Below are 13,747 nucleotides of genomic sequence, written 5' to 3'. Positions count from 1 at the left end.
AAAACACTTCAATATTAAATGACAAATACCAACGGGATACCACTCATTAAGATTGGTGTATTTTACGATGGAAACTACTTCTACCATGTCAGTAATTTTTACAATTACGTCCACGAACGCAAAACCCGCATAAGCATCAAGGGGCTGCATGAATTCGTTCGGCATAAAGTTGCAGAACTGGAAGGGGACGGCACTAATGTCAACCACTGCCAGATCGTAGATGCCCACTACTTCCGCGGGCGGCTGAGCGCCTCTGAGGTTAGCCAAAAGGGCAAACAACTTTACTATGAGCGTGTCTTTGACGACATACTAATGTCTGAAGGCGTGACGACACACTACCTGCCGCTGCGCAACAACAGCTACGGGCGTAAAGCTGAAAAAGGCATTGACGTACTCCTGGCCCTGGAAGCCTTTGAGCAAGTCTTTTACAAACAATTTGATGTCCTGGTACTTATCGCCTCTGATAGCGATTATGTGCCGCTCATCCGGAAAGTCAACTCCCGTGGCACACGGGTGATGGTCCTTTCATGGGACTTTGAATATACGGATGACTACGGCAATCAGCGGTCTACCCGGACCTCTCAAGACCTGCTGGAAGACGTTACCTACCCTCTGGCCATGCATGAAATCATAGATAACCGCGTGACCCGGGACTCCCATATTGTCAACAACCTGTTTGTTCCTAAAACCGAACACTACACCAAGAAAGACTACCGGGACAATCCCCGGGAGCAACAGGAGAAACAGGCAACGGAAACCGCTGTACCGGAAGTGATGGTCACTGAGGATGGCGTCTATCACTCCAGCACCATTTTATCGCTCAAAGAAGGATTTGGCTTCATTGCCTATCCGCCAAACAACCTGTTTTTCCACCACTCTGAGGTACAAAACTGCGATTTCAACGACCTGCTCATTAATGACCGGGTAGAGTTCCGCCTGGGTAAAAATCAGGAAACGGGTCAGGATATCGCTATTGATGTGTACTTACAGGAAGAGGACGAAGAATAAATCCGCTTTAACCGGGCGTAGCTGAACAGTACACCTGCCAGTACTTTAGCTACGCCCTGTTTTGCGCCCTCCTAAACCGTTAGCCCATGCTTCAGTTGAGAGAATGGTACGAAACCGGCCAGTACTTCCAATTTGATGATCATAGGATTTTTTATAAGGAGACCGGTGCTGGGAAGCCGCGCACTCTGGTCCTGCTGCATGGGTTCCCGACCTCAAGCTGGGACTGGCGGGCGCTCTGGGAGGAACTAGCCCTGGAATACCACCTCATAGCTCCCGACTTTCTGGGTTTTGGGTACTCGGACAAGCCTACAGACTACGACTATGAAATCTCGGAACAGGCAGACCTGGTGGAGTCGCTGCTTGATTACATCGGCGTCACTCAGTATCACCTGCTTGCCCACGACTATGGAGACACCGTGGCTCAGGAGTTGCTCGCACGGGAGTCTGAAAGCGATGCACCCTTAAAAGTCCAATCCATTATTCTGCTCAATGGCGGGCTGTTTCCCGAGACCCATCAGCCCCGTCCTATTCAAAAGCTGCTACTCAGCCCTATTGGGCAGTGGCTCACACCATTGTTATCCAGGAGCACCCTAAAGCGGAATTTTGATAAGATATTCGGTCCCAATACCCGACCCTCCGCCCGTGAAATAGACGAGTGGTGGTCGCTCATCCGTTATAATAGCGGGCAGCGGGTGTTTCACCTGCTCATCCGTTATATGGAAGAGCGGGAGCAATACCGGGAACGCTGGGTAAAGCCCTTGTTTGAGCCTCCGGTCATGGTCCGGCTGATCGTTGGGGAAGCAGACCCGATTTCCGGAAGGCACATGGCCAGGCGCTACAAAGAACTGGTCAAGGCCCCCGACATTCAGCTGCTGCAAGGTGTAGGGCACTACCCCCAAACCGAAATGCCCGGGTTGGTCCTTGAGCACTGCTGGGCATTTTGGGAAAACCTGTAACCCTTCCGCCTTCCTGCATTATGCTATTGCTATGAGCGTATTCCGCACCCTGTTAATCGTGATACTGACCGGAAGCTTACTGACTGGCTGTAAACCTGACCGGACACCACCGGCTGTCAGCTGCTACTATTGGAAATCGACTTTTGACCTCAGCCCTGCCGAGACGGAGTGGCTGAAGCGCCAACGGGTGCAGCGTATTTACGTGAAATACCTGGATGTGGATATTGAAAACGGGCAAGCCGTGCCCAAAGCCCCCATACGATTCAAAGGAGAGGCTTATCAGGCCTACGAAATAGTGCCCTGTGTGTTCATTACCAACCGGACCTTCCAGGCGCAGGTTAATCCGGACGCCCTGGCTGAGCAAGTTTGGAATTACCTGGGGGAAATCAATACCACTTACCACCTCTCCCCTACTACCTATCAACTTGATTGTGACTGGAGCCCCTCCACGCAAGCCGCCTACTTCCGGTTCTTAAAGCGTTTCCGGCAGCTGGCAGAGGGCAAAACCCTGACCGCCACTATTCGGCTGCACCAATTGCAATACCCGAAGCAAACCGGCGTACCTCCGGTAGACCGCGGCGTTCTGATGTACTACAATATGGGAGATATTCAAAGCGTTGAAGAGCCCAACAGCATCCTGAACACCAACACAGCAGCAACGTACCTAACCAAAAACATGCAGTATGACCTTCCACTGGATTATGCGTTACCCACCTTTTCCTGGGTGCTGGCGTACCGACTGGGCGAATTGCACGCTATCATCAATCAGAGCAGCTGTAGTCAACTCGACACCATGACAGCAGTGGAAGCCCTGGGCCCAAACCGTTACCGCATGCAGCAAAATGCTTACTTTGGGAATCATTATCTTAACCAGGGGGACCAACTGCGCTGTGAAGCCCCCACGACCGCTGACCTTGAAACCGCAACAGACCAACTCAAACTCATTGATAACAACTGTGAGCACCTTCTCTTTTACCATCTTGACGAAAACCTATCCAATGCCTTTCCCGAAAACCTTCCGCAGCGTTTGGCTAAGCGCCTCGTTACTCCTTAGCCTGGGCGTACAGTCACTCAACGCCTGTGGCGCTTTCGACGATTCCATCCATTACTTCAACCTCTTTGTGCCCGAATGGCTGTTTGGCGAAGAGTACCAACCGACCTTCTATACCTCCAGCGCCTACTACAATATTTGGGCCAAGGCCGATTACCCCGACGCCAACCTGCAAAGCTGGCAGCATTTTTTTGAAAAGCCGGTCAAGGAAGACCCGTTACGCAAAGTCCTGTACGACAGCTGGATCGAAGGCTACCACAATGTGGGCCGGGACGTGCTCGTCAAATCCGTCTTGTTTGATGGCTCCATGGTGTCCATACCCCGGCAAGAGGCCGCCAAACAATACTTGCTGCTCGCCCTGGAAATGGAAGCCCTATCCAACCGCCCCACCGACACCTGGGGTTACGGCAGGCAGGAGGAGCTAACCCCGGAAGCCGCTGCCAACTTAACCGAGCGGCTAAAAAAGGCGATGGAGCGCGAAAAATTCCCCTTCCTTAAAAACCGGTACGCGTTTCAGTTGCTGAAAGCTTACCGCTACACCGGGCAAACCCAGGAAGCTATTCAATTTTACAATAAGTACTTTGCCCCGCTGGAGCAAAAAGACCTGATCAGCTACTGGGCAATGGACCACTACGCCGGGCTTTTACTGCAGGCAGGAGAAACCGGAAAAGGATACTATCACTTCCTGAAGGTCTTCGAGCAAGCTCCCAGCCGGCGGCACAGCGCCTACCACAGCTTCAACATTGCTAACAGCCAAGACTGGACTTCGACGTACAAGCAGTGCCAAACCAACCAGGACAAAGCCTTAATGCATTTCATCCGGGGCACCAAACAGGATGTGCTGGGGCTGGAGGACATGCGCTCCATATTCGGCCTTTTGGGCAATCATGAATGGCTGCGCATTGTGATGTCCAGAGAAATCAACAAACTGGAAAGCAATAACCTAAAGTTCTACGGCCAACAGCCCATCGCCGAGCTTATGAAGCGGGTTGAAAACGGGCAGAGCCTCCTCAAAAATGAGGACTATGAGGACTATGCCGGGCAGCTCCTCCGGTTTTCGACTACGGCCTATTACAACAACCGCGACGACCACTTCTGGGCACTGGCTAAAGGCTACCTCGAACTCATGCTCGGGCGGCTCTCCACGGCAAGGATCACACTCGAGCAGGCAGGGGAGCTGGAAGGGCCTCAGGCTCGTATTCAGGGCGAACTGCTATTGGCCATTCAGCTCATGCAACAGGTTGAGCCTTTATCTACCGTTCAGGAAAACACCATCGCGATTCAGTTGGTGGAGCTCTTTGCAGACCCTATGGCGAATTGGTCGACCCAGCAGAACAATCAGGAGTTTATTTTGGAACTGCTGGCGCACCGAAAACGCCTGGCCGGAGACCACATCATGGCCCGGCTGCTGGCACGGGAAGTCATCAGCTCTAACAAAACAAATCCTGACATGGAGGGGATAGATAGCCTTTTGACCTTCATCAATCAGCCTGACCCAAGCGAACTTGAGCTACTGGCACTCAAACATTTCACCGGAAACGAAGCGACCTGGTCTTCCTTTGTGCAAGACCCCGACGCAGCCATCCGTAGGGTACGGTACGATGTGCTCGACATTAAGGGGCGGTTGCTGATGCGCGATCCGCAAACCCTCGGTGCTGCGGCCGCTTTATTTGACAGTTTGCCCGCTGAGTACGATTTCCCACTGGAGGAAAACCCCTTCAATATGAGTATCAACGACTGTGTGCACTGTAAAGCCTACACCAGCGCTTCCTTTACCCGCAACCGCTTCGTACGGAAACTCGCGGAGGTCTACCAAATAGCACAGGAGACCAACAGCCCAACCGATTATTACCTACTGGGCAATGCTTATTACAATATGACCTACTTTGGGCCAGCTTATGAAATCATGAACTTCTTCCGCAGCGGTGTCTCTTATGATGGGTTTTACGATTGCCGGGTAGCTCTTGGGTTTTACGACAAGGCAATGAAATATGCCCAGGAACCAGAAATGGCAGCCCAAGCTTGTTTTATGGCGGCAAAGGCCCAGCAAAAGGTGTTTTACGTCAAAGCAATGGCAGACCTGGATCAAGCCAATTATTGGTCCAATAAGTTTATCATGGATGATTGGAGCAACTCCGAAACCACTTTTTCTCAGGTCCAGAGTCAAATGCAAGCCCAAGGGTACCTTTCCTACTTCAAGCGCCTGAAAGAGCAATACCCGCAAACCCGGTTTTTCCAGCGGGCGATACGTGAATGCAACTACCTTAACTACTATGTAAGCCAATAAAAAAGGCGCTGCCGCCAGGCTATTTGCTGGCGGCAGCGCCGCATTGAATTGCTTATGCAAACTGGAGCATTGGATGACAAAATTAGTTGTCACCGGATAGCTCCTGGTCAATTTTCTCCAGGGTGCTGTTGACGTTTGTTTTAAAATCTTTCCAGCTATCCTGAGCTACATTACCCAGATTCTGAATTTTCTGATCCAGATCACTGCTCCAGGCTTTCAGCTGGTCAATCTCTTTCTGGATTTCTGCTTTGGCACTCTCTGAGGCATTCTCAAGGTCACCTTGCAGTTCCTCGATTTCTTCATTTACCTCTTCTCGGGTACGATCAATCTCGGCCTTCATCTCTTCTTTGTCAGAGCGGAACACATCTGCGATTTCATTCGCGGTGTCCTCGACGGCATCTTCTGTGTTTTCCATCGCATCGTTACTATCGCTGCCACAGGCCAGAAGCCCGAAGCCCAAAAACAATACGAGAAGGGTTTTTAAATTAGCAATGAATCTCATAATTAAGTGGATTTTGATTGTTTTCAATGGTAATAAATCTATAAAACCAGCTACCCGAATCAGTATTATCTTTTGGTGCGATATCCTGAATCAGCGTATTCACCTATTGCAGGCGAGTGAAGAATAGCTGGAAGCCGATAGAAAAATCGAGCTGATTGGTATGGAGGTCTTATTCCCCGCAAATGATTCCAACTAAGGAACGAGCAGACACTGAGGATGTTCGTTTTGTATCAGGAAGTGGCTTTATTGCGGATCATAGCGGCCGCCTTCTCCGCAATCATCATCGCCGGGGCATTGGTGTTGCCCCGGACAATAACGGGCATGATGCTGGCATCCACTACGCGGAGGTTCTGAACCCCCTGTACGGCCAGCTGATGATCCACCACTGCCGCTTCGTCTTGCCCCATTTTGCAAGTACCGACCGGATGGTAGAGCGATTGTGCCCAATCGCGAAAGTACTGCACCAAAGTAGGCTCTGTTTCGACCTCAGGAGGCGGCATAAAACGCGACTTGAGGTAGGGCGCTAAAGCAGGCTGCGCCATGATCCGCTCGGTGATACGGTAACCTCTGATTAGGGTATGCAGATCACGGTCATCGCTCAGGTAGTTGGGGTCAATCAGTGGCCGGTCCTCAGGATTGGGGCTTTGTAGCTGTACCTGCCCCCGGCTGTAAGGGCAAATCAGGGTCATCCCCAAACCTGCACCATTGCCCGTTTCGGGGTTATCAAAACCGTGCCTCAGAAAGTAGCTTGGGGAAAAATGCCACTGCAGGTCCGGCGCATCCTGACCCGGAAGGCTACGCAAGAAGCCACCACATTCAGCAACGTTAGAAGCCAGCAGCCCCTTCTTCAGGAATAGGTACTGAAGCAGGTAGCGTATTGACCATGGAAAACGCTCGGCACTATCAAGGGTGTTTTTCAAATGCGTATGGTAGACACAGCCAGCCAGCAAATGATCTTGAAGGTTTTGCCCGACCCCAGGCAAGTGATGCACCACCTCTATCCCCAGTTTTCGCAGTGCATTCCCATCCCCGATACCCGATAGCATCAAAAGCTGAGGACTATTGAAACTGCCCGCACAGAGCAGCACTTCCCGCGTTGCTTCAACCTCGTGCATAACGGCTCCCCGCTTGTACCGGACTCCTGAGGCCCGCTTTCCGTCTGTCAGAATACGGTGGACAGTAGCCTCGGTTTGAACCTCCAGGTTGGAGCGGTGCCGTACCGGCTCCAGAAACGCACGTGCAGCGCTACATCTTTCACCGCCCCGCTGTGTCACCTGATAGTACCCGAAGCCTTCCTGCTGAGCTCCATTAAAGTCTTCATTGAGCGGGTACCCGGCTTGTTCGGCGGCGACCAGCAGCTGCCGGCTGAGCAAATGATGATGCCGGCCTTTGCTTACCGTCAACGCCCCTTGTGTGCCGTGGTATTCGTTCTCAAATTCCAGATTTTGCTCAAATTGCCGGAAATACGGCAGCACCTCATCGTAGCCCCAGCCTTTATTCCCCAGGGCTGCCCAGTGGTCGTAGTCGGCCCGGTGCCCACGGATGTAAATCATGGCATTGATGCTGCTGCTTCCACCCAATACCTTACCACGGGGTTGGAACAAACGCCGGTTGTTCATCCCTGCCTGAGGCACAGAGTCGTCATTCCAGTCGTAGGGACTGCGGAACAGCTTACTGAAAGCGATGGGGATATGAATCGACTTGTCGGTGTCTTCCCCTCCGGCCTCCAGCAAAAGCACCCGGTGATTGGGATTGGCCGACAACCGGTTGGCGAGCAGGCAGCCGGCAGAACCAGCGCCCACGATGATGTAATCAAATGGCATGCAACAAAATTTGGTTAAGGCATCCAAAGCAGAAAATTAGCGAATTTTCGCCATAAATTCACTATTCCCTTAACCATCTTAGCGACGAGCCATTAACCTAATTGATTTTCCCGGTAGCGGTAAAGCTGCAGGCCTGCACTTTGTCTCGGCATCCAATTACTTTCCTTTGAAATCAGCGCTGCGCTTTTCGATGAAAGCTGCGGCACCTTCCTTGAAGTCTTCCGTACCCGTAGTTTCACCAAAAGCTCTGACCTCCCGGTCGAAACCATCTTCATCGAACTGGAAATAAGCATTGATAGATTCGATCGTTTTGGCGATAGCAATCGGCCCTTTTTTAGCAATCTTCCCTATAATCGATTTAGCCTTTTCCAGCGCCTCGCCCGCAGGCAGCACATAGTTGACTAAGCCCCAGGATAGCGCCTGATCTGCGGTGATCATATCGCCGGTCAGCAGAAGCTCCGTGGCTTTCGTCTTACCCAGGTACTGAATCAGCCGCTGCGTACCTCCATACCCGGGAATGATGCCCAGGTTGACTTCGGGCTGTCCAAAACGGGCATTCTCTGTCGCGATACGCAAGTGGCAGGCCATTGAAAGCTCGCAGCCTCCACCCAGCGCAAAACCATTGACCAAAGCGATGACCGGTTTGTGAAAGCGTTCGATGAGGAAGAAAACATTTTGGCCTCTCTGCGCCATCTCCTGCCCCTTTCGGGTGTCCAGTGCTAAAAACTCCTTGATATCAGCACCGGCAACAAAAGCTTTTTCGCCTGCACCAGTCATGATGACCCCCTTGAGCCCTTCCCGCTGTGGCGCATCTTCACTAAAGAAATGCTGCAGCTCCAGCATAGTCTTTGTATTCAGCGCATTCATAGCCTTTGGGCGATTGAGGGTCAGGATAAGGATACCGTCCTGTTCATCTATCAATAAATTGGTATAGGGCATGATATTTTTTTGGATGACTTAATAATAACGAGCACCTCTGTACTGCGGAATCTATCCGGCAAGAGCCAAAATAGAGATTTTTGACGGAATTAAGAGCGTATTGAGACTTTACATTTCGGGCTGCTCTTGCCTACTATCGTTTGCTGCAAACATGCACTAAATCAATTGAAAAAAAGAAGAAAAACATCTTTCTTTGATAAAAATATCTATATTTGCAGGGTTCCCCACCAATTGTTCTTTCAACACATCAAAAATATGATGGTATTTTGGTGTTGTGTCTCGCCTTAGTAGGCGCATCCCTCACCTACATTAATGCCATTAATTAGTTCGATGTCCCACTAGGCATAAGCCAGCCAAAAAGGTTCAACTGTAATAGAGAGCCTTGACGGCTAATCTTCTACTTAAATTTAGTCGTAAAAAGCCAAAACCTTACTTACGGTCATTCCGTAAAGGTAAGAGCGTGCTGGGACTTTGGGAACCGGTCTGCTGGGTAACATCAGGGTATCCCCTGCTAATCCTGCACCCCGGAAACCCTTCCTGCATGCTGTAGGACAAGCCATTTAGCTAAATGGTAAACTTCGTTTTTGTGCCTCTGCCCCCCTGGCAAACCAGTTTGGCAGGCTGTCCGTCTAACCAAGAAAACAACGGTTTTTTTGACTAGATGGCCCACACACTCGAAGTGACAAATATGCATTTTATAACCTACTTAATTTATCATTCTCATGAAAACAAATTTGCACACATTGCTACTATTTGCCTTGTTCTTAGGCAGTAGTTTCACCGCCCTGGCGACTGGCGGTAACATTACCTGGACAGGTGACGGGGACGGCTGGCGCTGGGAAGACCCTGACAACTGGGATACAGATGAAGTCCCGAATGAGTACAACACCGTCACCATAGCCGGAGACGCTTACGTTCAGATTACAGCTTCTGATGCAGCTTGCATGTCTGTTTATCTCGACAATGATGCGACCCTTCTTATTCGTTCGGAAGGGGATTTGACCGTTGCCAACTCCTATGCAGAAGGTATCTTTATGAATGCTTCCTCGAGCCTCGTCATCTGGGGAGCGCTCGATATTCACCATACCGGTCAGGAAGATTACACCGGCAATGGTATAGAGATGACTGACGAGTCCCGCGTACTCAACCGCGGAGAATTGTCCATTGCTTACGCCGATATGGAAGGCGACGGTATTGATATGGAAGACGACGCACTGCTGGTCAACCGCGGCAGTATTTACATTAGCTACATCGACAACGAGGGCATTGAAATGGACGATTATGCCATCTTCCGCAACCGGGGTTTGCTTGAAATCATGTTCGTAGAATCCGATGCCATTGATCAGGACGATGACGATACTGAATTCATAAACAACGGAACGATTAATATCAGTTTTGTAAATAACGAAGGGATTGAGGTTGACGATGGCTATTTCCTCAACACCGAAAATGGAGTCATAAACCTTGGGCTTGTAAATGAGGACGTAGTGTATATCGAATCGGGTGCGGAATTTGAAAACGAAGGAGCACTCAACATCTTTATGGAAGTCTTTGCACCATCCTCTCCGGGGGCTCCGGAAGTCGAAGAAGGGCCAGATCCAGGTGAGACACCGGACCCTGAGAGTGTGCCTGAGGGAGAGGTCTACGCAGCTGTATATGTAAGCGACAATGGCAATTTTGTTAACCACAACGTGGTTGATATCTCCTTGAATGATATCATAGGGGGAGCTCCACAAAACCCGGAAGCACCATATTATGATTTCATCATTGGCTCGTTGGTGACCTCAGGTAGTGGCCTCATTGAGAATAAGGATTGTGCCACCATTTATATCGATGGACCTTTGCCGATTGTCAATGATGGCCGCCTCTATAACGAGGGCACGATTGATTTATCATTGGGTAACATTCCTGTTTCGCCGCAGGAGGGACCTGGATTTTTCTTTGAAGGACATCTCAATACAGGCTACTTCTTCAATGACGGAGACATCCTTTCGGACTATCCGTTCTTCATTGGGCCAAACCAGATTGATGAGCTTTGGGATAAGAGCTCTTTGGGCGAAAATGGGGAAGGTGACGAATTTGTTTTGGGATGTGACATTGAGATTTCCACTTCCTCCCGCCAGGGTCATAACGCGACCAGCGATGACATGGCCTTCCTGAACCAGACCTTGTGCGGCAACAGTATGATCACAGCCCGCTTTGACGGTGTGAGCAATGGATACGCCGGATTGATGATTCGAGCAGGACAGAGTATCTCCCCACCCCAAATCCCTGTTTCCGGCGGTTCCAAGCTATTCGCTATTGCTGCTAATAAATCCAACAGAATATTGCATGCTGCCCGCTATAACGACGGGGATCCGCTGAACTTCACGCCTTACTTCGCCCCCCATGATACCTGGCTTCGCCTGGAGCGCATCGGCAATTACATCCGTGCGTACCACAGTAATAACGGCAACGCCTGGTATTTATTCCATCAAGTTTATATTGAACTGGGTGAATGCGCAGAAGTAGGCTTGTTCACAACTAGCCGCAATGGCAACCTGGCTACAGCTCTGTTCAGCAACGTAGAGGTTTCCGGTTCTGGAATCATGCCGCTCTCTACTCCGAATGTACCAACAGCGGAGGCCTCGGCCGTTAAGCAGGGCGCTAAAGTATGGCCAATGCCCGTACAGAGCCTGTTTACGGTGGAGTTCGAACAAGCTACAGTGGTAGCCGGTACAGCAGTACTGCGCAATGAGCTCGGACAGGCTATCGGTCAGCGCAAACTGGAGCCCGGAACCTGGCAACTGGAATGGGATGCTAACAAACTCCCTGCGGGGCTTTATCTGCTGGAAGTCCAGACAGAGGATGGCTACCGTGAAGTGCTTAAGGTACTGAAGCAGTAAGTGATTTTTTCAATGGATTGACTAAATATACCCAATAGATATAGAAGAAGTCAGTTCCAGTCGGGGCTGGCTTCTTCTATTTAGGAAACAGAAGCATCAATCTTCACTACAATGGTTTTGCAACAGTTTAAGAATTATTTAGATCGGTTTAACCTACCCAATGAGTTACAAAATAGCTTTTTCCAGCTGGGAAAAATTCGGGCGATTAAAAAAAATGAGTTGCTATCCTATCCTGATGAAGTTCATACTAAAGCTTTTTTTGTACTCGAAGGAGGGTTTATTATCCGGTACTGGCAGGAGAAAGAGGATTGGGAGAAAACTATCAACTTTCATTTGGATAATTACTTACCTGTGATGGTGGATATTCATAGCTATTTTGATGAGTCTCCCAGTCACTCCTCAATTCTTGCTATTCAAGACTCTAAAGTTATTGAATTTCCTAAATCCAAAATGGAAACATTTTTTTATCAGCACCCTCCAACATTGGCCTTTTTCATTGCCACTATGGCACATGCTATCCAAACCGAACACGAGTATAGAATAAAACTTACGACTTTATCAAAAGAGGCAGTATATAATTACCTGGAATTAGAACACAATCCTGTAGTTCAAAGAGTACCCCATAAATATATTGCTGAGTTCATTGGAATAACTCCCGAATGGCTGAGCAAAATCAAAAGCAAACGCCGTGTTTCTTAAATTAATTCAAGACTAAGCTCTTTAATTGCTCTTATCTTTGAGGCGGAAATCATCAAGCACTTCCGAATCGATTGTCCGAACAGCACACTCCCCCTTTTCAATAATTTGACTGTTAGCCTTTAGCTGATCACCAATTGCTATAGAGTCATGGTTAGATACATGGCCACTTATGGAGTGGATGAGATGACTCATCCTACACAGGCCCGTTTGGCGCCTCGAAGTAAGTATTGCAGGGATCAGCTCAACTTTAGATAAAACCCAACAAATATGCACCATTTCACCTCAAGGGCAATATGCCTAACTATGCTGGGGCTTCTAAGCTATTGTACGATTTTCGCTCAGGACTTGATTAACTTCAACGCCACAATCACTAGCGTGAGCCACAATTCTGAATGTCAAACAGATGCAGGCGGTTTTCCTCCTTTTGCTCCAAACGCCCCGGAACCCAGGTTTAAAATCACGCTGAAATATCTATTTGAAAATACCGTAGAAGCTCTTCAGCCTGCCATTATAAACCTTGGCACATCTAACTGCGGTACTTATTCAAGGAACGATTTTGCAGGAGAAGGGCACGCCATTTGTGCTACAGACTTTGAAATAATTGCGCAAATGTGGGAAGAAGATGGATGTGGAGGTGATAATACGCTTGACACAGACGCCTCATGTAACGCTCAGGATACCGACCAATCTCCCAGTTCTAATAAAGAAATAGATTTAGATTTCTTTTCGACTGATGGGCAAAGTGTTGTCATCAACGGATCAAATGGTTACTCCGTCACTGTTTATATTGACTGGTACCCGGTAGCCCCGCCGGAAATCATGGGGGGCACTACCGTTTGTTCCGGGGGTGAGTTAAGCTTGACTGCAGCTATGGCCCAGCCACTTATTAATGGAAGCATCAAATGGTATAATCAACCTGAGGGAGGCAATGCTATCCATACAGGGGCTACGTTAGTACAGCAATTTACAGAGAGTACTACACTTTACGTTGCCTTTGAAACAAGCCAATGTTCTACCGAAAGGACCACCGTAACAGTTACCGTACCTCCATCACCAGCTGCTCCTGAAGTCCCGGCCGAACCAGGGAGCAGTTGTACAGCTGGAAGCTTCCTACTTGAAGCAACGGCTTTTGATGCGGACCAGATCAATTGGTATTCAGATGAAGGCTTAAACAATCTTGCAGGAACAGGAAGCTCGTTTCAAACCTCTGAAATCTCAGAAACGACCACCTTTTATGCTACTGCGCTGTCTTCTTCCTGTGAAAGCCAGGCTACCCCAGTTACAGTTATTATTGGTGACAACACCAAACCTACTGCGGCCTGCAAAAACATCAATATATTCCTCGACCCGCAGGGCAACGCTTCCGTTTCCGCAGAGCAGGTCGATAATGGGTCCTCAGACAACTGCGCAATTCAGTCCAGGGCACTAGCCCCCAATCAGTTCTATTGCGCAGTTATCTGAGGACCCATTATCGACCTGCTCTGCGGAAACGGAAGCGTTGCCCTGCGGGTCGAGGAATATATTGATGTTTTTGCAGGCTGCGGTAGGTTTGGTGTTGTCCATAATGTTGATAGAGGCATTGCATTCATCAGTGTTC

General features: G+C 49.4%; 10 protein-coding genes. 7 read left to right on the top strand and 3 right to left on the bottom strand.

The window, feature by feature from the left end; genetic code table 11:
- Nucleotides 1-18 precede the first annotated feature (18 nt).
- The 4 genes from RIC19_RS21255 (at nucleotide 19) to RIC19_RS21240 (ending at nucleotide 5,302) form a co-directional block, all read left to right on the top strand.
- The gene (locus RIC19_RS21255; protein ID WP_350180383.1) at nucleotides 19-1,008 is read left to right on the top strand and encodes an NYN domain-containing protein; all 990 of its coding nucleotides are present in this window, start codon (nucleotides 19-21) and stop codon (nucleotides 1,006-1,008) included.
- Nucleotides 1,009-1,094: 86 nt separating this feature from the next.
- On the top strand, nucleotides 1,095-1,964 hold the full coding sequence (locus tag RIC19_RS21250) for an alpha/beta fold hydrolase (RefSeq protein WP_350180382.1): 870 nt from the start codon (nucleotides 1,095-1,097) through the stop codon (nucleotides 1,962-1,964).
- Nucleotides 1,965-1,995: 31 nt separating this feature from the next.
- Nucleotides 1,996-3,018 (top strand): hypothetical protein, encoded by a 1,023-nt coding sequence (locus RIC19_RS21245; protein WP_350180381.1) that lies wholly within the window; start codon nucleotides 1,996-1,998, stop codon nucleotides 3,016-3,018.
- Nucleotides 2,963-5,302 carry a hypothetical protein gene (locus tag RIC19_RS21240; RefSeq protein WP_350180380.1) on the top strand — a complete coding sequence of 780 codons (2,340 nt, stop codon included), beginning with the start codon at nucleotides 2,963-2,965 and terminating at the stop codon, nucleotides 5,300-5,302. Before RIC19_RS21245 ends, RIC19_RS21240 begins: the two co-directional genes overlap by 56 nt.
- Nucleotides 5,303-5,384: 82 nt before the next feature.
- Here RIC19_RS21240 and RIC19_RS21235 read toward each other — a convergent pair whose 3' ends face one another.
- The 3 genes from RIC19_RS21235 to RIC19_RS21225 all read right to left on the bottom strand — a co-directional run bounded on the left by RIC19_RS21235 (nucleotide 5,385) and on the right by RIC19_RS21225 (nucleotide 8,566).
- Nucleotides 5,385-5,804 (bottom strand): sll1863 family stress response protein, encoded by a 420-nt coding sequence (locus RIC19_RS21235; RefSeq protein ID WP_350180379.1) that lies wholly within the window; start codon nucleotides 5,802-5,804, stop codon nucleotides 5,385-5,387.
- Between the two features lie 230 nt (nucleotides 5,805-6,034).
- Entirely contained in the window at nucleotides 6,035-7,627 is a 1,593-nt protein-coding gene (locus RIC19_RS21230; protein ID WP_350180378.1) for a GMC family oxidoreductase, read from the bottom strand.
- Between the two features lie 156 nt (nucleotides 7,628-7,783).
- On the bottom strand, nucleotides 7,784-8,566 hold the full coding sequence (locus RIC19_RS21225; protein WP_350180377.1) for an enoyl-CoA hydratase/isomerase family protein: 783 nt from the start codon (nucleotides 8,564-8,566) through the stop codon (nucleotides 7,784-7,786).
- A 722-nt stretch (nucleotides 8,567-9,288) separates the two neighbouring features.
- On the opposite strand from RIC19_RS21225, the gene RIC19_RS21220 reads away from it, so the two are divergent.
- From RIC19_RS21220 to RIC19_RS21210, 3 genes are all read left to right on the top strand, one after another.
- A complete protein-coding gene (locus tag RIC19_RS21220; protein WP_350180376.1) occupies nucleotides 9,289-11,451 on the top strand; it encodes a T9SS type A sorting domain-containing protein in 2,163 nt (720 codons plus the stop codon).
- A 111-nt stretch (nucleotides 11,452-11,562) separates the two neighbouring features.
- Nucleotides 11,563-12,150: a Crp/Fnr family transcriptional regulator gene (locus tag RIC19_RS21215; RefSeq protein WP_350180375.1), complete on the top strand. Its 588-nt coding sequence runs from the start codon at nucleotides 11,563-11,565 to the stop codon at nucleotides 12,148-12,150.
- Nucleotides 12,151-12,417: 267 nt separating this feature from the next.
- Nucleotides 12,418-13,611, top strand: coding sequence for an immunoglobulin domain-containing protein (locus RIC19_RS21210; RefSeq protein WP_350180374.1), 1,194 nt, complete (start codon nucleotides 12,418-12,420; stop codon nucleotides 13,609-13,611).
- The last annotated feature ends 136 nt before the right edge of the window (nucleotides 13,612-13,747 follow it).

This window comes from Phaeodactylibacter sp., from assembly GCF_040219495.1.
Classification (GTDB): Bacteria; Bacteroidota; Bacteroidia; order Chitinophagales; family Saprospiraceae; genus Phaeodactylibacter.
Note: the sequence above shows the minus strand (reverse complement) of the source record. Positions and strands in the feature narration are given on the sequence as shown.